The sequence below is a fragment of the Pantoea sp. JZ2 genome (genome assembly GCF_035191405.1).
In the GTDB taxonomy this organism is placed as follows: domain Bacteria; phylum Pseudomonadota; class Gammaproteobacteria; order Enterobacterales; family Enterobacteriaceae; genus Pantoea; species Pantoea stewartii.
In genome coordinates this window covers 4519922-4546305 of record NZ_CP045247.1, presented here as the reverse complement: position 1 = coordinate 4546305, position 26384 = coordinate 4519922, and the positions used below count along the sequence as shown (strand labels likewise).

Annotated in this window: 20 protein-coding genes, 2 tRNA genes and 3 rRNA genes; 20 read left to right on the top strand and 5 right to left on the bottom strand. The window is 53.2% G+C overall.

The features are described from left to right. Nucleotides 1–50 precede the first annotated feature (50 nt). From ubiE to tatD, 7 genes are all read left to right on the top strand, one after another. A complete protein-coding gene (gene ubiE, locus GC087_RS21965) occupies nt 51–809 on the top strand; it encodes a bifunctional demethylmenaquinone methyltransferase/2-methoxy-6-polyprenyl-1,4-benzoquinol methylase UbiE (RefSeq protein WP_033737381.1) in 759 nt (252 codons plus the stop codon). Nucleotides 810–820: 11 nt separating this feature from the next. Continuing rightward, a complete protein-coding gene (ubiJ, locus tag GC087_RS21960; RefSeq protein ID WP_039339260.1) occupies nt 821–1426 on the top strand; it encodes a ubiquinone biosynthesis protein UbiJ in 606 nt (201 codons plus the stop codon). Then, on the top strand, nt 1423–3060 hold the full coding sequence (ubiB, locus tag GC087_RS21955) for a ubiquinone biosynthesis regulatory protein kinase UbiB (protein WP_185200349.1): 1638 nt from the start codon (nt 1423–1425) through the stop codon (nt 3058–3060). Before ubiJ ends, ubiB begins: the two co-directional genes overlap by 4 nt. A 110-nt stretch (nt 3061–3170) precedes the next feature. Then, nucleotides 3171–3425, top strand: coding sequence for a Sec-independent protein translocase subunit TatA (gene tatA, locus GC087_RS21950; RefSeq protein ID WP_033737383.1), 255 nt, complete (start codon nt 3171–3173; stop codon nt 3423–3425). Between the two features lie 3 nt (nt 3426–3428). After that, nucleotides 3429–4064: a Sec-independent protein translocase protein TatB gene (tatB, locus tag GC087_RS21945; protein WP_058708540.1), complete on the top strand. Its 636-nt coding sequence runs from the start codon at nt 3429–3431 to the stop codon at nt 4062–4064. Further along, nucleotides 4064–4822: a Sec-independent protein translocase subunit TatC gene (gene tatC / locus GC087_RS21940; RefSeq protein ID WP_006121477.1), complete on the top strand. Its 759-nt coding sequence runs from the start codon at nt 4064–4066 to the stop codon at nt 4820–4822. The genes tatB and tatC overlap by 1 nt, the downstream gene beginning before the upstream one ends. 97 nt (nt 4823–4919) lie before the next feature. Further along, the gene (gene tatD, locus GC087_RS21935; protein ID WP_006121478.1) at nt 4920–5702 is read left to right on the top strand and encodes a 3'-5' ssDNA/RNA exonuclease TatD; all 783 of its coding nucleotides are present in this window, start codon (nt 4920–4922) and stop codon (nt 5700–5702) included. Here tatD and rfaH read toward each other — a convergent pair. Further along, nucleotides 5699–6187, bottom strand: a complete 489-nt coding sequence (rfaH, locus tag GC087_RS21930; RefSeq protein ID WP_006121479.1) for a transcription/translation regulatory transformer protein RfaH — start codon at nt 6185–6187, stop codon at nt 5699–5701. The two genes, tatD and rfaH, sit on opposite strands and share 4 nt — an antisense overlap. Nucleotides 6188–6490: 303 nt before the next feature. On the opposite strand from rfaH, the gene ubiD reads away from it, so the two are divergent. Beyond that, a complete protein-coding gene (gene ubiD / locus GC087_RS21925) occupies nt 6491–7975 on the top strand; it encodes a 4-hydroxy-3-polyprenylbenzoate decarboxylase (protein ID WP_054688529.1) in 1485 nt (494 codons plus the stop codon). 42 nt (nt 7976–8017) lie between these two features. Then, nucleotides 8018–8719: an NAD(P)H-flavin reductase gene (fre, locus tag GC087_RS21920; RefSeq protein ID WP_033737387.1), complete on the top strand. Its 702-nt coding sequence runs from the start codon at nt 8018–8020 to the stop codon at nt 8717–8719. Nucleotides 8720–8787: 68 nt separating this feature from the next. Here the strand turns inward: fre and fadA are convergent, their stop codons facing one another. Both fadA and fadB read right to left on the bottom strand, forming a co-directional pair. Further along, nucleotides 8788–9951, bottom strand: coding sequence for an acetyl-CoA C-acyltransferase FadA (fadA, locus tag GC087_RS21915; protein ID WP_006121482.1), 1164 nt, complete (start codon nt 9949–9951; stop codon nt 8788–8790). Between the two features lie 10 nt (nt 9952–9961). After that, on the bottom strand, nt 9962–12145 hold the full coding sequence (fadB, locus tag GC087_RS21910) for a fatty acid oxidation complex subunit alpha FadB (RefSeq protein ID WP_324029352.1): 2184 nt from the start codon (nt 12143–12145) through the stop codon (nt 9962–9964). 185 nt (nt 12146–12330) lie between these two features. On the opposite strand from fadB, the gene pepQ reads away from it, so the two are divergent. From pepQ to rrf, 9 genes are all read left to right on the top strand, one after another. Next, a complete protein-coding gene (pepQ, locus tag GC087_RS21905; protein ID WP_054634710.1) occupies nt 12331–13662 on the top strand; it encodes a Xaa-Pro dipeptidase in 1332 nt (443 codons plus the stop codon). Continuing rightward, entirely contained in the window at nt 13662–14279 is a 618-nt protein-coding gene (locus GC087_RS21900) for an IMPACT family protein (RefSeq protein WP_054634709.1), read from the top strand. The genes pepQ and GC087_RS21900 overlap by 1 nt, the downstream gene beginning before the upstream one ends. A 31-nt stretch (nt 14280–14310) precedes the next feature. Continuing rightward, the gene (trkH, locus tag GC087_RS21895) at nt 14311–15762 is read left to right on the top strand and encodes a Trk system potassium transporter TrkH (protein ID WP_033737393.1); all 1452 of its coding nucleotides are present in this window, start codon (nt 14311–14313) and stop codon (nt 15760–15762) included. 18 nt (nt 15763–15780) lie between these two features. Further along, nucleotides 15781–16317 (top strand): menaquinone-dependent protoporphyrinogen IX dehydrogenase, encoded by a 537-nt coding sequence (gene hemG, locus GC087_RS21890; RefSeq protein ID WP_006121487.1) that lies wholly within the window; start codon nt 15781–15783, stop codon nt 16315–16317. 407 nt (nt 16318–16724) lie between these two features. Then, nucleotides 16725–18266 (top strand): 16S ribosomal RNA (locus GC087_RS21885). 72 nt (nt 18267–18338) lie between these two features. Next, nucleotides 18339–18415, top strand: a tRNA-Ile gene (locus GC087_RS21880). A 142-nt stretch (nt 18416–18557) separates the two neighbouring features. Next, nucleotides 18558–18633: transfer RNA gene (locus tag GC087_RS21875), tRNA-Ala, on the top strand. A 204-nt stretch (nt 18634–18837) separates the two neighbouring features. Continuing rightward, nucleotides 18838–21743 (top strand): 23S ribosomal RNA (locus GC087_RS21870). 103 nt (nt 21744–21846) lie between these two features. Beyond that, nucleotides 21847–21962 (top strand): 5S ribosomal RNA (gene rrf, locus GC087_RS21865). The 16S, 23S and 5S rRNA genes sit together here with 2 tRNA genes alongside, the layout of an rRNA operon. 256 nt (nt 21963–22218) lie before the next feature. Here rrf and GC087_RS21860 read toward each other — a convergent pair. Further along, the gene (locus GC087_RS21860) at nt 22219–22365 is read right to left on the bottom strand and encodes a hypothetical protein (RefSeq protein WP_193750332.1); all 147 of its coding nucleotides are present in this window, start codon (nt 22363–22365) and stop codon (nt 22219–22221) included. A 161-nt stretch (nt 22366–22526) separates the two neighbouring features. Here GC087_RS21860 and murB point away from each other — a divergent pair, with 161 nt between their 5' ends. Next, nucleotides 22527–23564, top strand: a complete 1038-nt coding sequence (gene murB, locus GC087_RS21855; protein WP_058702790.1) for a UDP-N-acetylmuramate dehydrogenase — start codon at nt 22527–22529, stop codon at nt 23562–23564. After that, on the top strand, nt 23561–24520 hold the full coding sequence (gene birA / locus GC087_RS21850; RefSeq protein WP_006121490.1) for a bifunctional biotin--[acetyl-CoA-carboxylase] ligase/biotin operon repressor BirA: 960 nt from the start codon (nt 23561–23563) through the stop codon (nt 24518–24520). The genes murB and birA overlap by 4 nt, the downstream gene beginning before the upstream one ends. A gap of 44 nt (nt 24521–24564) precedes the next feature. Here birA and coaA read toward each other — a convergent pair whose 3' ends face one another. After that, nucleotides 24565–25512, bottom strand: coding sequence for a type I pantothenate kinase (gene coaA, locus GC087_RS21845; protein WP_006121491.1), 948 nt, complete (start codon nt 25510–25512; stop codon nt 24565–24567). Nucleotides 25513–26384: the final 872 nt, after the last annotated feature.

The following is a 26384-nucleotide window of genomic DNA, read 5'->3' as shown; positions in this document are numbered from 1 at the left end:
GTGACTCTGATACACTTCCATAAGTATTGTTTGTGGAGCAGGTAAAACCGATGGCAGATGAATCACAGCAGGAAACTACCCATTTTGGCTTTCAGACCGTCGCCAAGAGCGAGAAAGCCGACAAAGTCGCGGACGTGTTTCATTCCGTAGCGGCGAAATATGACCTGATGAACGACTTAATGTCGTTTGGCGTCCATCGCGTCTGGAAGCGTTTTACCATCGACAGCAGCGGTGTGCGTCGCGGTCAGCGTGTCCTGGATCTGGCCGGTGGAACTGGTGATTTAACCGCAAAATTTTCACGGCTGGTGGGCGAGACCGGGCAGGTTGTTCTGGCTGACATTAACAGCTCTATGCTGAAAATGGGCCGGGAGAAGCTACGAAACCTCGGTATCGTTGGCAATGTCAGTTATGTTCAGGCCAACGCCGAAGCGCTGCCGTTTCCTGACAACTACTTCGACTGCATTACGATCTCTTTTGGCCTGCGTAACGTTACGGAAAAAGAGAAGGCGCTGGCGTCGATGTTCCGCGTGCTGAAACCGGGTGGACGCTTGCTGGTGCTGGAGTTCTCGAAACCTGTTATTGAGCCGCTGAGCAAAGCCTACGATGCCTACTCGTTCCATATTCTGCCGCGCATCGGCCAACTGGTTGCTCAGGATGCAGAAAGTTATCGCTATCTGGCCGAGTCCATCCGCATGCATCCCGACCAGGAAACCCTGAAAGCGATGATGAACGATGTGGGATTTGAAAACACCACCTATTCAAATATGACGGGCGGCATCGTGGCACTTCATCGTGGGTTTAAATTTTAACCATTATGACCATGACCTTAACCCCCGTCATCACTGCCGGTATTGAAACGGCGCTAAACCGTATTCTCTACCGCGATCGTGGTCTGAAAAGCGCACGTCAGCGTTTAGCAGGCAAGGTACTGATGTTGCGTTTGAGTGAGCTATCCTGGCCGCTGGTGCTGGTGTTCAGTGAGCAACAGCTGGATGTCCTTAGTGACTGGCAGGACAGCAGCGACTGCACGGTCATTACGCAGCTTAAGTCGCTGCCGAAGCTACGCGATCGCCAGCAACTGACGACGCTGATACGCAGCGGTGAGTTACAGGTCGAAGGGGATTTGCAGGTGGTGCAGCAATTCTCTGCGTTGATGGATCTGGCTGAGCTGGATCCTGCCGAATACCTGGCCCCCTGGATCGGTGATATCGCCGCGCAAGGGATCAGCCAGGGTGCGCAGCGCGCATTTCGCTTGTTTAAAGCAGAAACGCAGCGACGTCAGGATTATCTCGGTCAGGCGTTGACGGAAGAGTGGCGCGTTGCGCCAGGTGCGCTGGAATTTGCCTGGTTCGCTGAGGAAGTTAGCGCGATGGAACGTTCGCTTGAGGCGCTTAATGCGCGTCTGGCACAGCTGGAGGCGAAATGAGTTTTGGAGAGATCCGCCGGTTATATTTCATTATCAAGGTGTTTCTGACATACGGACTTGATGAACTGATTCCCCAAATGCGCATTACTCTGCCGCTTCGGCTGTGGCGGCGGTGCGTGTTTTGGATTCCTAACCAGCACAAACACGAACAGATGGGCATTCGGCTGCGTCTGGCGATGGAACAGCTGGGCCCCGTCTGGATCAAGTTTGGTCAGATGCTGTCCACGCGGCGTGACCTGTTTCCCCCGCAGATCGCCGATGAACTGGCTATTTTGCAGGACCGGGTTGCGCCCTTCGACGGCGTGAAAGCCAAAGCACAAATCGAAGCTTCCATGGGGGCACCGATTGAGTCCTGGTTTGATGACTTCGATATCACCCCACTGGCTTCTGCCTCTATTGCGCAGGTTCACACGGCAACACTGAAATCCAACGGCAAAAAGGTTGTCATTAAGGTTATCCGCCCGGATATTCTGCCGGTGATCAAAGCCGATATGAAGCTGATCTACCGCATCGCCCGTTGGGTACCGCGCCTGCTGCCGGATGGTCGCCGTCTGCGTCCGGTTGAGGTGGTGCGCGATTATGAAAAAACGCTGATCGACGAATTAAACCTGCTGCGCGAAGCGGCCAATGCCATCCAGCTGCGGCGTAACTTCGAAAACAGCCGCATGCTGTATGTTCCCGAGGTTTACTCCGACTACTGCAGCGAAACCATGATGGTGATGGAACGCATCTACGGTATTCCTATCTCCGATGTGGCGACGCTGGAGCAGCATGGCGTTAACATGAAACTGTTAGCCGAACGCGGCGTACAGGTGTTCTTCACACAGGTTTTCCGCGACAGCTTCTTCCATGCAGACATGCACCCTGGCAATATCTTTGTCAGCTATGAGCATCCAGAAGACCCGCAATATATCGGCATCGACTGCGGGATTGTCGGCTCGTTGAACAAGGAAGATAAGCGCTATCTGGCCGAAAACTTTATCGCCTTCTTTAACCGGGATTACCGCAAAGTGGCAGAGCTGCATGTTGACTCTGGCTGGGTACCGGCAGATACCAACGTGGAAGACTTCGAGTTTGCCATTCGTACGGTGTGCGAACCCATCTTTGAAAAACCGCTGGCTGAAATTTCATTTGGTCACGTGCTGCTAAACCTGTTTAACACGGCGCGACGTTTCAATATGGAAGTGCAGCCACAGCTGGTGCTGTTGCAAAAAACGTTGCTCTATATCGAAGGGATTGGCCGGCAGCTCTATCCGCAACTGGACTTATGGAAAACGGCGAAACCGTTCCTTGAAGACTGGATTAAAGATCAGATTGGTATTCCGGCGATCATTCGCGCAGTGAAAGAAAAAGCGCCCTACTGGGCAGAGAAACTGCCCGAGCTGCCCGAGTTGTTCTATGACAGCATGCAGCAGCATAAGCAGTTACGTCTTAGCGTCGATAAACTCGTGAACGATTTGAGTGTCCAACGTACACGTCAGCATCAGGCGCGTTTCCTGTTTGGCGTCGGTGCCACGCTGCTGATTAGCGGTACAGCGGTACTCCTCAGCAGGCCTGAGTGGGACCTGTTTCCGGCGGTATTAATGGCGGCAGGTTTTGTCAGTTGGTTAATCGGCTGGCGCAAGACAAACTGATTGTCACTCGTGGCTGAAACGCGGTAATGTCGCTGACTGAGACCCGAATTAACAAGGGTTTAGGTTGTGCTTCATTCCGCAGTTTTTAACAAAAAAATCGAGGCTATCTCATGGGCGGTATCAGTATTTGGCAGTTATTAATTATTGCCGTGATTGTGGTGCTTTTGTTCGGTACCAACAAGTTACGTAATCTGGGGTCGGATTTGGGTTCGTCTATCCGTGGTTTCAAGAAAGCCATGAGTGATGAAGACGACAAAAAAGATCAGCCAAAAGAGCAGGACGCGGATTTCCATGCGAAAACGCTGGCGGACAAACAGCCAACGTCTGCTCAGAAAGACGACATTAAGAACGACAAGCAGGTGTAAACCGTGTTCGATATTGGTTTTGGTGAGTTGCTATTAGTCTTCGTGATCGGGCTGATTGTCCTGGGTCCGCAACGTTTGCCGCATGCGGTTAAAACGGTTGTCGGATGGATTCGGGCGGTCCGTTCACTGGCGGCCAATGTTCAGAGTGAGCTGGCGCAAGAGCTGAAACTGCAGGAACTGCAGGACAGCCTGAAAAAGGTGGAGGAAGCCAGCCACGGCACATTGTCGCCTGAGCTGAAAGAATCCATGGAAGCGTTGCGTAAAACCGCGGATTCAATGAAACGCTCGGTTCAACAGAGCATTGATATCGAAAGAGAAGAAGACGAAGCAAACACCATCCATTCCCCGTTACACCAGACGGGGAGTGACTCGCCGAAACCGGTGACGCCTGCGGCCAGTGAGCAGCAGGCACAGTCACCCGCACACGCACCTGTTGAACCCCATGTCGACGCTGCGGTTGCACCGGCACAGGACAGCAACACGGCGACCACGCCGGTCCCGCCGCGGCCTGCGTCCGGCTATGCCAGTGCTCCGCCGCAATCGCCGGGTCGGACAGACGCACCGCCTGCGGAAAAACCGGGCAACGCCGCGCCGTCGCTCAACCCAGCTTCTCCTCCTTCTGCAAGTGATGAACGATAATGGCCGTTGAAGATACCCAACCACTTATCAGCCATCTGATTGAGCTGCGTAAACGTCTGCTGAACTGCATAATTGCTGTGTTAGTTATTTTTCTGGCACTGATCTACTTTGCTAATGACATCTACCATGCCGTGGCGTCGCCACTGATCAATCAGATGCCAGCGGGTGCCAGCATGATCGCGACGGATGTCGCCTCACCTTTCTTCACGCCGATAAAGCTGACGATGATCGTGTCGGTGTTCCTTGCCGTGCCGGTTATTCTTTATCAGGTCTGGGCGTTTATTGCGCCAGCGCTTTATCGCCACGAACGTAAGCTGGTCATGCCGCTGCTGTTTTCCAGTACGCTACTGTTTTATGTTGGCGTGGCCTTTGCCTATTTCATTGTTTTTCCGCTGGCTTTCGGCTTTTTTGCGAAAACCGCGCCGCAGGGCGTCACTATCGCGACAGATATCACCAACTATCTCGATTTTGTCATGACCTTGTTTATGGCGTTTGGTGTGGCATTTGAAGTGCCGGTAGCCATAGTGCTGCTGTGCTGGACCGGTATTACCAGCCCTGAGGATTTAAAAAAGAAGCGTCCTTACATCCTGGTCGGCGCGTTTGTTGTCGGGATGCTGCTCACACCACCGGACGTTTTTTCTCAAACTTTGCTCGCTATTCCGATGTACTGCCTGTTTGAAGTCGGCGTATTCTTTTCACGGTACTATGTGGGAAAAGGCCGTCAGACAGAGGATGAGGAACAGAACACCGAATCCTGATGTCGTATTCAGTACACCCGCAGAAGCGGGAGACACAAGCCAAAAACCGCCGTCAGGCGGTTTTTTGTTTAGGATGTTTTTGACAGAGAGTAAAAATATGTTTGATATCGGTGTAAACCTGACCAGCACGCAGTTCGCCTCCGATCGAAAAAAGGTGATTACGCGCGCCCGTGACGCGGGCGTCACCGGCATGTTGATTACCGGTACCAATGCGCTGGAAAGTCAGCAGGCGCAGCGGCTGGCTGAGGCTCATCCGGGTTACTGCTGGTCCACCGCGGGCGTGCATCCCCATCATGCCAGTGAGTGGTCACAAGAGGTCGCGAATACGCTGCGCCGGCTGGCGGAAAAAGCCCAGGTTGTGGCGATAGGTGAATGCGGGCTGGATTTCAATCGTAACCTGTCCGCACATCAGCAGCAGGAATATGCGTTTGACGCGCAACTGGCATTAGCTGCGGAACTGAATATGCCCGTGTTTCTTCACTGTCGGGAAGCGCATGAACGCTTTGCTGCGGTACTTGAGCCCTGGTTGCCCAAATTACCCGCCGCCGTGATTCACTGTTTTACCGGTACCCGGGAAGAGTTAGCGGCCTGCCTGGAAATGGGCTTATCGGTAGGCATTACCGGTTGGGTATGCGATGAACGCCGGGGAATTGCCCTGCGTGAGATGTTGCCGTTGATTCCCGCCGAACGGTTGCTACTGGAAACGGATGCGCCCTATCTGTTACCGCGGGATATGCGCCCACGGCCAACTTCCCGGCGCAATGAACCCTGTTTTTTACCGCATATCCTGCAGCAGGTCGCGAACTGGCGAGGCGAGGAACCAGAGGCGCTGGCAGCCCAGGTGGATCATAATGCGCGCACGCTGTTCGGGCTGCGTTAGGCTTTACGGAATTGTCGGTTATCCACGCTCCGGACAACCTGTTTGTTTAGCAGATTCAGCAACAGGATGGAGCGTGCTTCGCCATCGGGCTCTGAGAAGATAGCTCGCAGACCTTCAAACGTCCCTTCGGTGATGATGACTTCATCGCCGTTTTGCGGCGTTTCAGGATCGATCAGCGTTTGTGGCACATCAGTCTGCAGTGCATCAATAACGACAGCAGGTACGGTGGCCGGCGTCGCGCCAAAGCGCACGAAATGGCTGACGCCACGTGTACTGCTGATGGTTGTGGTGTGAATGGCTTCGGGGTCAAACTCAATGAACAGGTAGTTTGGGAACAGCGGTTCACTTACGGTAGTTCGCTTGCCACGCACAATTTTCTCAAGCGCGATCATGGGGCTCAGGCAATTTACGGCTTGCCGCTCAAGATGCTCTTTCGCACGCAATAGCTGCCCACGTTTGCAATAGAGTAAGTACCAGGATTCCATAACTGCTCCCAATGAATGGACGCTAAGAATAGCAAACCTCCACTCAGAGTTATAGCGCATTGGGGTCTGTTACGCGGCGTTGCCTGGAAAATAAACTAAGATTGTTCTGAATGACGAATGCCATCGCATAAAATGAAAAAATAGCCATTATGCGGTAAGGTTCAGCACGAAAACTAAGCGACATTATTCGTCTGATGGTTGCCCGTGACGGGCAAGATAAGCCATGCGGTGCATAAAGCTCCACACATTCATGTAATCAGCCCTATAATGGCAAATTCACTCTGGCCGGAAAGTTGAAGCCGCATGAAATATCAGGATTTAAGAGACTTTATTGCGCTGCTTGAACAGCGTGGTGAACTCAAGCGTATCTCGCACGTGATCGACCCCGAACTGGAAATGACCGAAATTGCCGATCGCACCCTGCGTGCAGGCGGTCCGGCATTGCTGTTTGAGAACCCAAAAGGTTACGACATGCCTGTACTGTGTAACCTGTTCGGTACGCCAAAACGCGTGGCCATGGGCATGGGCCAGGAAGAGGTCAGTGCACTGCGTGAAGTGGGTGAGTTGCTGGCCTTTTTAAAAGAACCTGAGCCACCGAGAGGTTTCCGCGATCTGTTCAGTAAAATGCCGCAGTTTAAGCAAGTACTGAATATGCCGACCAAAAGGTTGCGCAATGCGCCCTGTCAGGAGGTGGTTTTCAGTGGTGATGAGGTCGACCTGACCCAAATCCCGGTCATGAAATGCTGGCCCGGCGACGCTGCCCCGCTGATTACATGGGGATTAACCGTAACGCGCGGCCCGCATAAAGAGCGACAAAATTTAGGCATCTATCGTCAGCAGGTGATTGGCAAAAATCGCCTGATCATGCGCTGGCTTTCTCATCGTGGTGGTGCCCTGGATTATCTTGAATGGTGCAAGGCACATCCTGGCGAACGTTTCCCGGTGTCCGTTGCACTGGGCGCCGATCCGGCGACCATTCTGGGGGCGGTCACGCCCGTCCCTGACACGTTGTCAGAGTATGCGTTTGCCGGTCTGCTGCGCGGCAACAAGACCGAAGTCGTCAAGTGCCTCTCAAACGATCTGGAAGTGCCTGCGAGCGCCGAAATTGTGCTGGAAGGTTATATCGAACCCGGTGACATGGCACCTGAAGGTCCCTATGGCGATCACACCGGTTACTATAATGAAGTCGACAGTTTCCCGGTGTTTACCGTTACGCACATCACGCAGCGTCATCAGGCGATCTACCATTCTACCTATACCGGAAGGCCACCGGATGAACCCGCCGTCCTGGGCGTGGCGCTGAATGAAGTGCTTGTACCCATTCTGATTAAACAGTTCCCGGAAATCGTCGATTTCTATTTGCCGCCAGAAGGATGCTCTTACCGACTGGCGGTCGTGACGATTAAAAAACAGTACGCGGGACATGCCAAGCGCGTGATGTTTGGCGTCTGGTCATTTTTACGGCAGTTCATGTACACCAAATTTGTTATTGTGTGTGATGATGACGTTAATGCCCGCGACTGGAACGACGTCATCTGGGCAATCACGACGCGTATGGACCCGGCACGCGATACCGTATTGGTAGAAAACACGCCAATCGATTATCTTGATTTTGCGTCTCCGGTTTCCGGACTAGGGTCAAAGATGGGCCTCGACGCCACGAATAAATGGCCAGGTGAGACGCAACGAGAGTGGGGCACGCCGATTGTTAAAGATCCGGCCGTTACCGCACGTATCGACGCTATCTGGGATGACCTCGGTATTTTTGATCAACCATCACAGCGTTGATGGTGAGCAATAACCATAAAGACGACCCGACAGAGGGACCGCATGACAACGTTAAGCTGTAAAGTAACTTCAGTTGAGGCGATTACCGACACGGTGTATCGCGTTCGCCTGATTCCGGAAGCAGATTTTAGTTTTCGCGCAGGGCAGTACCTGATGGTCGTAATGGATGAGCGTGACAAGCGCCCGTTTTCATTAGCCTCCACGCCAATGGAAACTGAAATCATTGAACTGCATATCGGTGCCTCAGAGCTGAATCTCTACGCCATGGCGGTGATGGATCGTATTCAGCAGGAAGGGCAAATTGTGGTGGACATCCCACATGGTGATGCCTGGTTGCGTGAAGAGAGTGACAAGCCGTTAATCCTGATCGCGGGTGGCACAGGCTTTTCCTATGTGCGTTCCATTTTACTCACTGCGCTTGCCGAACAACCCAACCGTGATATTGCGGTTTACTGGGGCGGGCGCGAACTGAAGCATTTGTATGATTTGGACGAGCTGGAAGCACTGGCGATTAAGCATCCGAATCTGAAAGTGATTCCGGTTGTCGAACAGCCTGAAGCAGGCTGGCCGGGCCGTTCTGGTACGGTGCTGACAGCCGTCATGCAGGACTTTGCGACCCTGAGTGAGCATGAGATTTATATTGCCGGCCGCTTCGAAATGGCGAAAATCGCCCGTGAACGCTTTTGTTCAGAACGAGGTGCCGTTGAAGCACAAATGTATGGCGATGCGTTTGCTTTTATCTGACGTGACAGCACAAGAAAAAACCCGCCCCTGACAGGCGGGTAAATCTCACACTATAACGTTCCAACGTATTAAACGCGTTCAATAACGGTAGCGATGCCCTGACCCAAACCAATACACATGGAGGCCAGGCCGAACTGCGCATCGCGACGTTCCATAATGTTCAGCAACGTCGTGCTGATGCGTGCGCCTGAGCAGCCTAACGGATGGCCCAACGCGATGGCGCCGCCATTGAGGTTGACCTTGTCATCGAGCCTGTCTGACAGGCCGAGATCGTTGATGCAGGGCAGAACCTGCGCGGCAAAAGCCTCGTTAAGTTCAAAAACATCAATGTCATTTACGCTCAGCCCGGCGCGCTTCAGTGCCAGCTTGCTGGCCGGGACCGGGCCGTATCCCATAATGGAAGGATCGCATCCCACTACTGCCATACTTTTAATGCGTGCACGGGGTTTCAGGCCCTGCTCTCGTGCGTGGCTTTCACTCATGATCAACATGCCCGCCGCCCCGTCTGATAACGCTGACGAACTGCCCGCAGTGACTGTTCCGTTCACCGGATCGAAGGCAGGCCGCAGTGCTGCCAGTCCTTCCAGGCTGGTATCTTCACGGATGACTTCGTCAACGTCATAGCGTTTCAGGACGCCATCGGCATCGTGACCATGCAGCGCAACAATTTCATTGGCAAAATCGCCACGCTGCGTGGCCTGCCAGGCACGCTGATGAGAGCGCAAAGCAAAAGCGTCCTGCTGCTCGCGGCTGATATGGTGCATGCGCGCCAGCATCTCTGCCGTTAGCCCCATCATCCCTGCGGCTTTCGCAACGGTACGGCCTAAACCCGGATGAAAATCGACGCCATGGTTCATGGGGACATGCCCCATATGTTCGACACCGCCAATTAAACAGGTCTGAGCATCGCCGACCATGATTGCGCGTGCGGCGTCATGTAAGGCCTGCATTGAAGAACCGCAAAGACGGTTAACCGTTGTCGCCGGAACGCGGTGCGGGATTTCAGCCAGCAGCGCGGCGTTGCGGGCAATGTTGAAGCCTTGCTCCAGCGTTTGCTGCACGCAACCCCAGATAATGTCGTCCAGCGTGGCGGCATTCACCCCCGGATTGCGGTTCAACAGAGCACGCATGACATGCGCGGACAGGTCCTCAGCGCGTACATGGCGAAATGCCCCACCTTTTGAACGGCCCATCGGCGTACGCACCGCGTCAATAATTACCACATTTTCCATTTTGATTACCTCAGGCGCTTCTGAACGCGGCTTCATCGATCGGTTTGACGGCGGGATACCAACTTTCGTGTTGGCGCGCTTTATCAAGCAGCAGGGCAGGGAGCGCATACAGCCCACCCAATGACGAATAACGTTTCGCCTGATCCACTACGTTGCCGTTACCCAAAGTGTCGAGATAACGGAAAGCACCGCCACGGAAAGGCGGGAATCCCAGACCATAGACCAGCGCCATGTCTGCTTCAGCAGGTGAGGCGATAATCTTCTCTTCCAGGCAGCGAACCACTTCATTCAACATCGGCAGCATCATGCGATTCAGAATCTCTTCATCACTGAATATCCGTTTAGGCTGGCAGGCGGGTTCGAGTAAGGCATCGACCTCTGCATCGGACACTTTTTTCGGTTTCCCTTTTTTGTCTTCTTCCCAGCGCCAGAAACCCAGACCATTTTTCTGACCAAAACGCTTCGCCTCAAACAGAATATCGATCGCATCGCGATAGTCTTTTTTCATCCGTTCAGGAAAACCGTCCGCCATGACGCTTTGCGCATGATGCGCGGTATCAATGCCCACGACATCCAGCAGCCATGAAGGCCCCATCGGCCAGCCAAACTGTTTTTCCATTACCTTGTCGATCTGGCGGAAGTCCGCACCATCACGCAACAGCATGCCGAAGGCAGCGAAGTAGGGGAACAAAACGCGGTTAACAAAGAAACCCGGACAGTCATTCACCACCACCGGGGTTTTACCCATTTTACTGGCCCAGGCGACAACTTTACCCAGCGTGGCCTCACTGGTTTTCTCTCCACGGATCACCTCTACCAGCGGCATACGTGGAACCGGGTTAAAGAAGTGCATGCCACAAAAATTTTCAGGACGCTGCAACGCCTGCGCCAGATGGCTGATGGGGATGGTTGAGGTGTTTGACGCCAGAATGGCATCAGCGCGCATATGGGTTTCGGTTTCAGCTAGAACGCTGGCCTTGATTTTCGGATTTTCGACGACGGCTTCTACCACGATGTCGGCCTGGTCGAAACCGGCATAATCGAGAGTAGGCTGAATAGTGGCAATGACGCTGGCCAGCTTGTTTCCGTCTATTTTACCGCGTTCCAGTTGCTTATTCAGAAGCTTACTGGCTTCATTCATGCCCAGCGTCAGCGCCTGCGGATTGATATCCTTCATTTTAACCGGCACGCCTTTCCATGCCGATTGATAGCTGATTCCACCGCCCATAATACCGGCGCCCAGCACGGCGGCCTGTCTGGGCGTGCCGCTTTCACTGCTGCGTTTTTTGGCCAGACTTTTGATGTACTGATCGTTGAGGAAAATCCCGACGAGCGCGCGGGCCACATCTGACTGTGCCAGCGGAACAAACGCTGCGGTTTCCAGCTTTAGCGCATCATCGCGGCCCAGCGCTGCTGCCGCTTCAATGGTTTTAACGGCAGTGACTGGCGCAGGGTAGTGTTTCCCCGCCGTTTGCATCACCATGCCTTTGGCTATCGTAAAGCTCATCGCGGCTTCAACGGGGCTGAGTTTCAACGGAGCCAGTTTAGGGGCGCGACGGGCACGCCAGCTGCCGTCGTGGGCGGCCGCTTTTAGCATGGTTAACGCAGCATCACGCAGCTTATCGTCGCTGACAACCGCATCCACCAGACCCAGTTTCAGCGCTTCAACACCGTCAACATCTTTGCCTGCGGCAATGATTTCCATTGCACTGTCGGCACCTAACAGACGAGGAAGACGCACGCTGCCGCCAAAACCCGGCATGATGCCCAGCTTCGTTTCCGGTAACCCCAGGCGGGCCGTCGGTGTGGCAACGCGCAAATCCGTGGCCAGTACACATTCACAGCCACCGCCCAGCGCATAGCCCTCAATCGCCGAGATCGTGGGCACCGGCAAATCTTCCAGACGACTGAAGATACTGTTGGCGAAGGTCAGCCACTGACTCAGTTTCTCTGTCGGCGCATCAAAGAGCGCCAGGAATTCAGTAATGTCCGCACCTACGATAAAGGCGGGTTTTGCTGATCGCAGAAGCACACCGCGCAGGCCGGCATGTTTTTCCAGCACCGTTACCGCATCGCCAAGACTGGCCACGGTTTGCGTATCCAGCTTGTTAACGGAGCCGGGGGCATCAAAGACCAGCTCGACAATACCATCGTCCAGCTGGTGAAGAGTGAGGTTAGCGCCTTGGTAGAGCATGTACGTCTCCTGAAACCGCGAAAGGTGATCTGGTCATACCAGATGATCGTGAGTTTGGGAGGGATGTTAATTTTTTGCAAACAGGTCTTTGTTTATTTGCTAACAAGATCACAGCCACGGGGAACCCGGCATCCGGATTTTGCCTGTGATAAACTGCGGCTTTTCCGGACACTGGAGAGGCGGCAATGGATTCACTTAAGAGCTTGTATCACGCGCATATTACGACCTTGCAACAACGTGCTCAGCAGGTATTGGCACGTCATAAACTGGATGCCATGCTGATCCATTCCGGCGAGCTACTCACCGTATTTCTGGACGACCACACGTATCCGTTTAAGGTCAACCCGCAGTTCAAGTCCTGGGTGCCGGTAACACAGGTACCTAACTGTTGGCTGTGGATCGATGGCGTGAACAAGCCGAAATTGTGGTTCTATTCGCCGGTGGATTACTGGCACAACGTTGAACCGCTTCCGCACAGTTTCTGGACCGACGACATTGAGATTATCGGGCTGGCAAACGCGAATGCCATTGGCGATCTCCTGCCTGCTCAGCGCGAAAATGTTGCCTATATTGGCCCGGTCGTCGAACGCGCTGCGCAGTTAGGCATTACGGCAGGCAACATCAATCCTAAAGCGGTGATCGATTTCCTGCATTATCACCGCAGTATTAAAACTGACTACGAACTGAGCTGTATGCGTCAGGCGCAGAAAATTGCCGTGGCAGGACATCGCGCTGCCAAAGAAGCGTTTGCGGCAGGTCTGAGTGAATTCGATATTAATCAGGCGTACCTGACCGCGACTGGTCATCGCGATACGGATGTCCCTTACGGCAACATTATTGCATTGAACGAACATGCTGCCGTGTTGCATTACACCAAACTGGATCATCAGCCACCGGCTAAGCGCTACAGTTTCCTGATTGATGCCGGGGCGGAATATCAGGGATATGCCGCTGACCTGACCCGCAGCTATGCCGCACAAAGCGGATCGCTGTATGCCAAAATGGTGGAGGCGATGAATGCGGAAGAGCTGGCCTTGATTGCGACGTTGAAAGCGGGCGTGCGCTACACCGATTACCATCTGCAAATGCATCAGCGCATTGCAAAATTGCTGGTGAAGTTTGATTTGGTCCACGGCATCAGTGAAGAGGCGTTGGTGGCCGAAGACCTGACCGGTCCGTTTATGCCACACGGTTTAGGTCATCCGCTGGGCCTGCAGGTTCATGATGTCGCCGGATTTATGCAGGATGAAAGCGGGACGCACCTGGCTGCGCCAGCGCAATATCCTTACCTGCGTTGCACCCGTGTCATCCAGCCGGGGATGGTGTTAACCATCGAGCCAGGCTTCTACATTATTGATTCACTGCTGGCACCGCTGCGCGCTGGCAAATTCAGTGCGCATTTTAACTGGCAGGCACTGGATGCGCTTAAGCCTTACGGCGGCATTCGCATTGAAGATAACGTGGTTATTCATGCTAATCGCGTTGAAAACATGACGCGCGACCTGCACCTCGCCTGATGGAGGCTTACGATATTCCTGCGCAAGCGCTAAGCGTGAGCGAGGAGACCATCAAAAAGAGCCGGTTTATTACGTTACTGGCGCACACGGACGGTGTCGAAGCCGCGCGGGCTTTTGTCCAGCAGGTAAAACAGGATCATCCGACGGCCCGGCATCATTGCTGGGCCTGGGTGGCGGGCGCGCCGGATGATTCGCAGCAGTTGGGGTTTTCCGATGACGGCGAACCTTCGGGAACGGCGGGGAAACCTATGCTGGCGCAGTTGATGGGGGCGGGCATAGGGGAAATCACCGCCGTCGTCGTGCGTTACTACGGCGGCATCATGCTGGGGACGGGCGGTCTGGTAAAGGCTTATGGCGGCGGTGTCCAGCAAGGGCTGAAACAGCTTGAGCGCCAGCGAAAAGTCCCGGTAAGGTTGTTCACGTTGCAGTGTGACTACGCCCAGTTGAGCGACATTGAGCGTCTGGTGCAGCGCTACGACGGCAGCATTACTGAAAGTCATTATTGCGACCGTATCGCGATGACGCTGGCTTTGCCTTATGGACAAATTGAGGGATTTAAGCAAAATCTGTCAGACTTCAGCCGGGGTGCGTTAACGCTTCTTCCGCTTATACCATGATGTTCTTCTCTTTAACTAAAGGAACGGCTTAATGCATTTTCGCGCCATTACCCGCATTGTCGGTCTGCTGGTGATCCTCTTCTCGGTGACGATGATTGTACCCGGCCTCGTTGCGCTGATTTATCGGGATGGTGCCGGCCGCGCCTTCAGCCAGACGTTTATGATGGCTCTGGTGATTGGTTCATTATTGTGGTGGCCAAACCGTAAGAAGAAAACGGAGCTTAAGCCGCGCGAAGGGTTTCTGATCGTGGTGCTGTTCTGGACCGTGCTGGGCAGCGTCGGGGCCATGCCGTTTATCTTTGCCGAACAGCCGCATCTGTCGGTTACCGATGCCTTTTTTGAATCCTTTTCCGGGTTAACCACCACCGGTGCGACGACGCTGGTGGGGCTGGACTCTTTGCCTAAAGCGATTCTGTTCTATCGCCAGATGCTGCAGTGGCTTGGCGGTATGGGAATCATTGTGCTCGCGGTGGCGATTCTGCCGATTCTGGGCGTCGGTGGGATGCAGCTTTACCGTGCCGAAATGCCCGGTCCGTTGAAAGACAATAAGATGCGTCCGCGTATTGCCGAAACGGCCAAGACGCTATGGCTTATCTATGTATTACTGACGGTGGCCTGCGCACTGGCATTATGGTTTGCCGGAATGCCCGCCTTCGATGCCATTGGGCACAGCTTTTCGACGATTGCTATTGGGGGATTTTCAACCCACGATGCCAGTATCGGCTATTTCCAGAGCGGCACCATTAATACGATTGTGGCCGTGTTCCTGCTGATCTCCGGCTGTAACTACGGCCTGCACTTCTCTTTACTGAGTAACCGCAATCTTCGGGTGTACTTACGCGATCCCGAATTTCGTATGTTTATCGGTGTGCAACTGACGCTGGTACTGATCTGTACGGTGGTACTGTGGTTCCATAATGTTTATGACAGTGGCTGGCAAACGTTGAATCAGGCGTTTTTCCAGGTTGTCTCGATGGCGACGACAGCGGGATTTACCACAGACAGTATTGCGCGCTGGCCGCTGTTCCTGCCGGTTTTGCTGCTGTGCTCTGCGTTCATTGGCGGCTGTGCCGGTTCGACGGGCGGTGGCCTGAAAGTGATCCGCATCCTGCTGCTGTGTAAACAGGGGAATCGCGAACTCAAACGCCTTGTCCATCCCAATGCGGTTTACACCATTAAGCTGGGTAATCGCGCGTTGCCAGAACGCATCCTGGAAGCGGTCTGGGGATTCTTCTCTGCGTATGCGCTGGTCTTCCTGATCAGTATGCTGGCCATTATTGCCACCGGCGTGGATGATTTTTCTGCGTTTGCCGCGGTCGCCGCAACGTTAAACAACCTGGGGCCCGGTCTGGGTGTTGTAGCGGATAACTTCACCTCAATGAACGATGTGGCAAAGTGGATTTTAATTTCGACTATGCTGTTTGGTCGCCTTGAGGTATTCACGTTGCTGGTGTTATTCACGCCAACCTTCTGGCGAGAATAACTAATAAGGATGCAGATGATGAAAGCATTAATTCTCTTTTCGACCCGTGACGGTCAGACGCAAAAAATCGCTTCCGCTATGGCGGAGGCGATTAAGGGCGAGCAAGCGTGCGATGTGATGAATATTCAGGATGCAAACGCGATTGACTGGCAGCAATATGATCGGGTGCTGATTGGGGCTTCAATCCGTTATGGTCACTTTCAGCCCGCTGTAAACGAATTTGTTAAGCAGAACCTGGCCGCATTGCAGCAGCGCGTCAGCGGCTTCTTCTCCGTGAATCTTACGGCGCGTAAGCCAGAGAAGCGGACGCCGGAAACCAATGCCTATACCGTTAAGTTTTTAGCGCAGTCGCCCTGGAAGCCCGATTGCTGTGCGGTTTTTGCTGGTGCACTGTATTATCCCCGCTATCGTTGGTTTGATCGGGTCATGATTAAGTTGATTATGCGCATGACCGGCGGCGAAACGGATACGACGAAGGAAGTTGAGTATACGGACTGGGAGCAGGTGCGCGGTTTCGCCAGAGATTTTGCACAGTTACCAGGCAAATCGTACTGAAATAACGCGATCTGGCGAAATTTGAGACGAACAGTAATATTTTTGCAATTAACCCTTGTCAGGCCGCGCGAACTCCCTATAATGCGCCTCCATCGACACGGCACAACGGCTTACGGAATGCGGTGTTGAGAGGGTCAGGCAACTGAGCCGCCGGAGAAAAACTTCTGAAAAAGAGGTTGACTCTGAAGGAGGAAAGCGTAATATACGCCACCTCGCAACAGACGGTTAACCCGCTGGTTGCACTGCTCTTTAACAATTTATCAGACAATCTGTGTGGGCACTCGCAGGATTGATATCCGCGTCTCCGGACGCAAAAAAATATCAAGTCTTAAGAGTGAACACGTATTGAAATTCATTACGACGTTTTCCTTGAGCATCGCTGCACTGGTTGCAGCAAATCAAACTTTAAATTGAAGAGTTTGATCATGGCTCAGATTGAACGCTGGCGGCAGGCCTAACACATGCAAGTCGGACGGTAGCACAGAGGAGCTTGCTCCTCGGGTGACGAGTGGCGGACGGGTGAGTAATGTCTGGGAAACTGCCCGATGGAGGGGGATAACTACTGGAAACGGTAGCTAATACCGCATAACGTCGCAAGACCAAAGTGGGGGACCTTCGGGCCTCACACCATCGGATGTGCCCAGATGGGATTAGCTTGTAGGCGGGGTAACGGCCCACCTAGGCGACGATCCCTAGCTGGTCTGAGAGGATGACCAGCCACACTGGAACTGAGACACGGTCCAGACTCCTACGGGAGGCAGCAGTGGGGAATATTGCACAATGGGCGCAAGCCTGATGCAGCCATGCCGCGTGTATGAAGAAGGCCTTCGGGTTGTAAAGTACTTTCAGCGGGGAGGAAGGTGCTGAGGTTAATAACCTCAGCAATTGACGTTACCCGCAGAAGAAGCACCGGCTAACTCCGTGCCAGCAGCCGCGGTAATACGGAGGGTGCAAGCGTTAATCGGAATTACTGGGCGTAAAGCGCACGCAGGCGGTCTGTTAAGTCAGATGTGAAATCCCCGGGCTTAACCTGGGAACTGCATTTGAAACTGGCAGGCTTGAGTCTCGTAGAGGGGGGTAGAATTCCAGGTGTAGCGGTGAAATGCGTAGAGATCTGGAGGAATACCGGTGGCGAAGGCGGCCCCCTGGACGAAGACTGACGCTCAGGTGCGAAAGCGTGGGGAGCAAACAGGATTAGATACCCTGGTAGTCCACGCCGTAAACGATGTCGACTTGGAGGTTGTTCCCTTGAGGAGTGGCTTCCGGAGCTAACGCGTTAAGTCGACCGCCTGGGGAGTACGGCCGCAAGGTTAAAACTCAAATGAATTGACGGGGGCCCGCACAAGCGGTGGAGCATGTGGTTTAATTCGATGCAACGCGAAGAACCTTACCTACTCTTGACATCCAGCGAACTTTCCAGAGATGGATTGGTGCCTTCGGGAACGCTGAGACAGGTGCTGCATGGCTGTCGTCAGCTCGTGTTGTGAAATGTTGGGTTAAGTCCCGCAACGAGCGCAACCCTTATCCTTTGTTGCCAGCGATTTGGTCGGGAACTCAAAGGAGACTGCCGGTGATAAACCGGAGGAAGGTGGGGATGACGTCAAGTCATCATGGCCCTTACGAGTAGGGCTACACACGTGCTACAATGGCGCATACAAAGAGAAGCGACCTCGCGAGAGCAAGCGGACCTCATAAAGTGCGTCGTAGTCCGGATCGGAGTCTGCAACTCGACTCCGTGAAGTCGGAATCGCTAGTAATCGTGGATCAGAATGCCACGGTGAATACGTTCCCGGGCCTTGTACACACCGCCCGTCACACCATGGGAGTGGGTTGCAAAAGAAGTAGGTAGCTTAACCCTCGGGAGGGCGCTTACCACTTTGTGATTCATGACTGGGGTGAAGTCGTAACAAGGTAACCGTAGGGGAACCTGCGGTTGGATCACCTCCTTACCTGAAGATACCTTCGTGCGAAGTGCTCACACAGATTGTCTGATAGAAAGTCACGAGCAGAAAAACCTCTACAGGCTTGTAGCTCAGGTGGTTAGAGCGCACCCCTGATAAGGGTGAGGTCGGTGGTTCAAGTCCACTCAGGCCTACCAACTTCGCACTCATGCTGCGTTATGTCTCCGGCTCGCATAGTTCACTATGCTTCGCGGACACACGCCTTGCCTGAGCACGAAGTGCATTTCTCATGAAGTGCACGCAGTTGAGTGGTGGTAGTGGTCTCTGCAGTAACTGTATGGGGCTATAGCTCAGCTGGGAGAGCGCCTGCCTTGCACGCAGGAGGTCAGCGGTTCGATCCCGCTTAGCTCCACCATACTTGCTGTTTTTTTTCTGACAATACTTCAGAGCGTACCGGCGACGGTGTGCTGCGAAGTATTATGCTCTTTAACAATCCGGAACAAGCTGAAAATTTGAAACGACGCACGTCGTGTTCCTCCGTAATAAGGAACACAGCACGATGCGTTCGGGTCTCTCAAAAGCTCATAACACGCAAGCGCAAAACGCCTGTGGGTTGTGAGGTTAAGCGACCAAGCGTACACGGTGGATGCCCTGGCAGTCAGAGGCGATGAAGGGCGTGCTAATCTGCGATAAGCGCCGGTAAGGTGATATGAACCGCTATAACCGGCGATACCCGAATGGGGAAACCCAGTGTGACTCGTCACACTATCATGCAGTGAATCCATAGCGGCATGAGGCGAACCGGGGGAACTGAAACATCTAAGTACCCCGAGGAAAAGAAATCAACCGAGATTCCCCCAGTAGCGGCGAGCGAACGGGGAGGAGCCCAGAACCTGCATCAGCTTGTGCATCAGTGGAAGCGTCTGGAAAGTCGCAGGGTACAGGGTGATACTCCCGTACACAAAGGTGCACAGGTTGTGAGTTCGATGAGTAAGGCGGGACACGTGGTATCCTGTCTGAATATGGGGGGACCATCCTCCAAGGCTAAATACTCCTGACTGACCGATAGTGAACCAGTACCGTGAGGGAAAGGCGAAAAGAACCCCGGCGAGGGGAGTGAAACAGAACCTGAAACCGTGTACGTACAAGCAGTGGGAGCACCTTCGTGGTGTGACTGCGTACCTTTTGTATAATGGGTCAGCGACTTATATTCTGTAGCAAGGTTAACCGTATAGGGGAGCCGCAGGGAAACCGAGTCTTAACTGGGCGTTAAGTTGCAGGGTATAGACCCGAAACCCGGTGATCTAGCCATGGGCAGGTTGAAGGTTGGGTAACACTAACTGGAGGACCGAACCGACTAATGTTGAAAAATTAGCGGATGACCTGTGGCTGGGGGTGAAAGGCCAATCAAACCGGGAGATAGCTGGTTCTCCCCGAAAGCTATTTAGGTAGCGCCTCGTGAACTCATCTCCGGGGGTAGAGCACTGTTTCGGCTAGGGGGCCATCCCGGCTTACCAACCCGATGCAAACTGCGAATACCGGAGAATGTTATCACGGGAGACACACGGCGGGTGCTAACGTCCGTCGTGAAGAGGGAAACAACCCAGACCGCCAGCTAAGGTCCCAAAGTCATGGTTAAGTGGGAAACGATGTGGGAAGGCACAGACAGCCAGGATGTTGGCTTAGAAGCAGCCATCATTTAAAGAAAGCGTAATAGCTCACTGGTCGAGTCGGCCTGCGCGGAAGATGTAACGGGGCTAAACCATGCACCGAAGCTGCGGCAGCGACGCGTAAGCGTTGCTGGGTAGGGGAGCGTTCTGTAAGCCGTTGAAGGTGTGCTGTGAGGCATGCTGGAGGTATCAGAAGTGCGAATGCTGACATAAGTAACGATAAACAAGGTGAAAAACCTTGTCGCCGGAAGACCAAGGGTTCCTGTTCAACGTTAATCGGAGCAGGGTGAGTCGACCCCTAAGGCGAGGCCGAAAGGCGTAGTCGATGGGAAACAGGTTAATATTCCTGTACTTGGTGTTACTGCGAAGGGGGGACGGAGAAGGCTATATCGGCCGGGCGACGGTTGTCCCGGTTTAAGCGTGTAGGTGTGTGCGCCAGGCAAATCCGGTGCACTTTACACTGAGGCGTGACGACGAGGCACTACGGTGCTGAAGTGATAAATGCCCTGCTTCCAGGAAAAGCCTCTAAGCATCAGGTAACACGAAATCGTACCCCAAACCGACACAGGTGGTCAGGTAGAGAATACCCAGGCGCTTGAGAGAACTCGGGTGAAGGAACTAGGCAAAATGGTGCCGTAACTTCGGGAGAAGGCACGCTGGCGCGTAGGTGAGGGGACTTGCTCCCGGAGCCGAGGCCAGTCGAAGATACCAGCTGGCTGCAACTGTTTATTAAAAACACAGCACTGTGCAAACACGAAAGTGGACGTATACGGTGTGACGCCTGCCCGGTGCCGGAAGGTTAATTGATGGGGTTATCCGTAAGGAGAAGCTCTTGATCGAAGCCCCGGTAAACGGCGGCCGTAACTATAACGGTCCTAAGGTAGCGAAATTCCTTGTCGGGTAAGTTCCGACCTGCACGAATGGCGTAATGATGGCCAGGCTGTCTCCACCCGAGACTCAGTGAAATTGAAATCGCTGTGAAGATGCAGTGTACCCGCGGCAAGACGGAAAGACCCCGTGAACCTTTACTACAGCTTGACACTGAACACTGAGCCTTGATGTGTAGGATAGGTGGGAGGCTTTGAAGCGTGGACGCCAGTCTGCGTGGAGCCGTCCTTGAAATACCACCCTTTAATGTTTGGTGTTCTAACGTGGGCCCGTGATCCGGGCTGCGGACAGTGTCTGGTGGGTAGTTTGACTGGGGCGGTCTCCTCCCAAAGCGTAACGGAGGAGCACGAAGGTTGGCTAATCCTGGTCGGACATCAGGAGGTTAGTGCAATGGCATAAGCCAGCTTGACTGCGAGAGTGACGGCTCGAGCAGGTGCGAAAGCAGGTCATAGTGATCCGGTGGTTCTGAATGGAAGGGCCATCGCTCAACGGATAAAAGGTACTCCGGGGATAACAGGCTGATACCGCCCAAGAGTTCATATCGACGGCGGTGTTTGGCACCTCGATGTCGGCTCATCACATCCTGGGGCTGAAGTAGGTCCCAAGGGTACGGCTGTTCGCCGTTTAAAGTGGTACGCGAGCTGGGTTTAGAACGTCGTGAGACAGTTCGGTCCCTATCTGCCGTGGGCGCTGGAGAATTGAGGGGGGTTGCTCCTAGTACGAGAGGACCGGAGTGAACGCACCGCTGGTGTCCGGGTTGTCACGCCAGTGGCACTGCCCGGTAGCTAAGTGCGGAAAAGATAAGTGCTGAAAGCATCTAAGCACGAAACTTGCCCCGAGATGAGTTCTCCCTGAGGCTTCGAGCCTCCTGAAGGGACGTTGAAGACGACGACGTTGATAGGCCGGGTGTGTAAGCGCAGCGATGCGTTGAGCTTACCGGTACTAATGACCCGTGAGGCTTAACCTTACAACGCCAGAGGCGTTTTGGTTGAGAGACAGAAAGAATTTTCAGCCTTGTTTACCGGATAACGCCGTGCGGCCCGAGAGGGCGGTGCGGCAGACAGAATCTGCCTGGCGGCTGTAGCGCGGTGGTCCCACCTGACCCCATGCCGAACTCAGAAGTGAAACGCCGTAGCGCCGATGGTAGTGTGGGGTCTCCCCATGCGAGAGTAGGGAACTGCCAGGCATCAATCAGGTGAAGAAGCCCCGTACGGAAGTACGGGGCTTTTTTACGTCCGTCGTCCGGGGAGGGCGGGGGCTGCCGGACCTCTGCGGGCTTCAGGGCAGAGCTCTGTTGCTGCCTGCCGGTCTCCTCCCTGGTCCGTTTACCTTGCCTCTGCATGTAAAAGGAAAGAATATGTCGTCAGCGGCCCTTTCCTGTCTATGCCTTTTAGCCCATGCTTTGCATCAATCTCTCCAGTGAATAGCTAAACAGACTGCGATCAAACCGCGCTGTTTAAACGTGCGGTTGGCAAAACGGCCTGGATGAAACGGATGCCCACCTCTACAAAGTTCTGCTGATACTTCACAATTGTTCCGCCTGTGTTGTTAGCTGTTTTAAACCGCTGAGCCTGCAACTCACATTCCATCAGCTTCCCCTGTCGTCATGCCCGCGACGGGATTTCTTTCTACCCGTTCAGCGTTCTGAGTGGCTGATATGCAGCGAAAAACGTCTTCGCACGCAAATTCCCTCTCAATCCGTTCATGATGCGGTAAACTACGGCCAGATTAACCCCGTGAAGGCCTTATCATGTCCAGCTCGTATACCTCCTTAAAAGCCGACAATACGCTCGGTCTTGATGTCAGCACACAAATTCGTATTGTCGCCGAAACGCCTGAAGCCATACTTGCGGCATGGCAGATGAGCCAGCGTAACCAGCAACCCTTTTTGATCCTGGGTGAAGGCAGCAATGTACTGTTTCTTGAGGACTTCGCGGGCATTGTGGTACTCAACCGCATCGCTGGAGTTGAAATACGCGACGAGAATGAGCGCTGGAAGCTGCATGTTGGCGCGGGTGAAAACTGGCATCAACTGGTAAAAATGACGCTGGAAAAAGGGATTTCCGGACTAGAGAACCTGGCCCTTATTCCCGGTATGGTCGGCTCTGCACCCATCCAGAATATCGGCGCCTATGGCGTTGAACTGAAAGATGTCTGTGAATATGTAGACGTGCTGAATTTGCAAACCAGCGTCACTGAGCGTTTAAGCCGTGACGATTGCCAGTTTGGCTATCGCGACAGCATTTTTAAACATCAGTACCAGTCGGGCTATACGATTGTTGCCGTCGGGTTTGCATTAACCAAACAGTGGCAACCGGTGCTGACGTATGGCGATTTAAAGACGCTTAATCCGGCGACTGCGAATGCCTGGGATGTGTTTCATGCCGTTTGCCATATGCGACAGAGCAAATTACCTGACCCCAAAATAACAGGCAATGTTGGCAGTTTTTTTAAAAATCCAGTGATTAGCCGCCAGCAGGCTGAAGTATTGCTTAATCACTATCCTGCGATGCCAAATTATCCCCAACCAGAGGGTACGGTAAAACTTGCCGCAGGCTGGTTAATCGATCAGTGTCAGCTTAAAGGCTGTCGCGTTGGCGGCGCGGAAGTTCATCAGCAGCAGGCATTAGTGCTGATTAATGCTGCCGATGCCACGCCAGGCGATATCGTTGCGCTGGCCAAAAAGGTGCGCGCACGCGTAGGTGAGAAATTTGATGTGTGGCTTGAGCCTGAGGTCCGTTTTATCCGGGCACAAGGTGAATGCAATGCGGTTGAGGTGATTGCATGAAAGACCACAGCGTACCGCTAAAGCTTATTGATATCCTGTCAGATGGCGAATTTCATTCTGGTGAGCAATTAGGTGAAACGCTCGGCATGAGCCGCGCAGCAATTAATAAACATATTCAGACGTTAAAAAGCTGGGGCCTTGAAGTGTATACGGTTACCGGGAAAGGCTACAGTTTCCCTGCACCGCTTCAGTTGCTCAATGAAGAGGCGATTCTTGGTCAGCTTTCTCAGCCCGATGTCGCCGTGATACCGGTTATCGATTCGACGAACCAGTATTTGCTTGAGCGTATGGATTCACTGCCTTCAGGTGCCGTTTGTGTGGCGGAATATCAACAAGCGGGACGCGGACGACGCGGGCGGCATTGGTTTTCTCCCTTCGGTGCTAATCTTTATATGTCTATGTACTGGCGTCTGGAGCAAGGGCCTGCTGCAGCGATGGGGCTCAGCCTGGTGATTGGTATTGTGATGGCAGAGACGCTTCAGTCATTAGGTGCGGAGGATGTTCGCGTAAAATGGCCGAATGATATTTACCTCCATGACAGAAAATTAGCAGGCATTTTAGTGGAGTTAACCGGTAAAACCGGGGATGCTGCGCAGATCGTAATGGGAGCGGGCATCAATTTAGCGATGCGAAATGCCGACGCGGCGCAAATCAATCAGGGCTGGATTAATCTGCAGGAAGCGGGCGTAACGCTTGATCGTAACGACCTGGCTGCAACGTTAATCAATCGCCTGCGTGAGGCACTACCTGTTTTTGAACAGGAAGGTCTGGCACCTTTTGTCGCACGCTGGGCAGGCTTAGACAACTTTATCAACCGTCCGGTCAGGTTACTGATGGGCGAGCGGGAAGTTCACGGCATTGCACGCGGCATTGATAATCAGGGTGGTTTGTTGCTGGAACAAGAGGGCGAAATTAAATCCTGGATGGGTGGGGAAATATCGCTGCGTCCCCTTTAAAAGTCTGTAAAGCCTGCTTTTAAGGCAGGCTTTATTGTCGTAACTTATTTTCTCAGGCGGACTTTTTCAACCGCATGATTACCACTTTTGGTCATAATCAAGCTGGCTCTTTCACGCGTAGGAAGAATATTTTCTTTCAGGTTCAGCCAGTTGATCTCTTTCCACAGTGATCCCGCGATCTTGATAGCCTCATCTTCAGGTAACTGTGCATAATGATGAAAATAAGAGTCAGGATCGGTGAAAGCGCCCTGGCGAAATTTCAGAAAGCGATTGATATACCAGTGCTGTAAAAGATCTTCTTCCGCATCGACATAGATAGAAAAATCGACAAAATCAGAAACAAATACGTGGTGCGGATCGTGGGGATAATCCATTCCACTTTGAAGAACGTTTAAGCCTTCCAGAATTAAAATATCGGGTTGTTGCACCACTTTATCCCCATCCGGAATAACGTCATAAATGAGATGGGAATAAACGGGCGCCGTCACCTGCTGGGCGCCAGACTTAAGGTCTGACACAAACTTAACTAACCGATGCATATCATAAGATTGAGGAAACCCTTTTTTCTTCATGAGACCGCGCTCTTTTAGTACCGAGTTCGGATGAAGGAAGCCATCAGTCGTAATTAACTCAACCTTACGGTGCTCAGGCCAGCGGCTGAGAAGCGCCTGTAAAACGCGGGCAGTCGTACTTTTCCCTACCGCAACGCTACCAGCAATACTGATAATGTAAGGGATCTTTTGCCCGTCTGTGCCCAGAAATTGTTCCAGCACAGCCTGGCGACGCACATTCGAACTTATATAGAAATTCAGCAAGCGTGAGAGCGGCAGATAGATTTCCGCCACCTCTTCAATAGAAAGGTCTTCGTTTATCCCTTTTAACTGAGCAATTTCATCCTCTGCCAGCGTCATGGGAACGGAGTCGCGTAATGACGCCCATTGTTCACGGGTGAACTGTAAATAAGGCGTGGTGAGTGATGTCGTTTTATCCATAAGTATACATTTGACTGCAGATTCAAACCAATCTGTACATTTTCACCGAAGATTACTCGGGCACGGTAGCGTAATGAATTGCGGGTCACAGAGTTATTAACGAGAACAATGGGCTGGAGGGTACCACCAGTATAGCTTTTAAAAGAAGTAAAAAATAAACGGGGATAAGCTTTCGTCGGCGCCTCCGCAATTTTAACAAATCCTTGATCAAGAGGCTTGATCTCTGTAATTACAGCATGCGATGTGACAGGTAAATCTTCAGCCCGGTGGGTAGCACGGATCAGGGCACGTAAACGGGCCTCCGCTCATTATCGTATGGTTCACTTAGCCAGCAGCCGGTTAACGAGCGGGTCTTTCATGATAGCGCGTGCAATGAATCCGTGGCTGTCTGTTACTTTATGCCGGACGTTAAGCCGCAAATAAGGTGCGTGTCAGGCGCGTCACTGTTTTGGGGCGTGCTTTCATTCCCCAGGTCATTTGTCTGAACATCCACAACGCACTTTATTGCCTTCAGAGACCAGTCTGCCCCAGGCACGGATACCTTCTGTACTCTCTTTCCCGTGACGAATAACCCTTACCACGACCCTTTCTCTGCCCTCGCATGGCGTGTGCATCAAATACCGTTGCTGCCAACATAAGGCCGCCACAGGCTTTGTGGTGTGCTTAAGCTGTCTGAGGGCCGAAGGAGAGAAGAAGCGCTTTAATCCGCCTGACCGGGTTTCTATGCAGGTTGAACCGGGAGGCACAGCGCGTTCTGACAACAGAAGGGACAAACATAATGACTTTCGGCGGCGTTCCAGTTGGTCGCAGCCGTCATCGGTGCGGACAGGGTGGAATCTGCACATCAAGCATCGGGCCGTTCTCATGTGTCA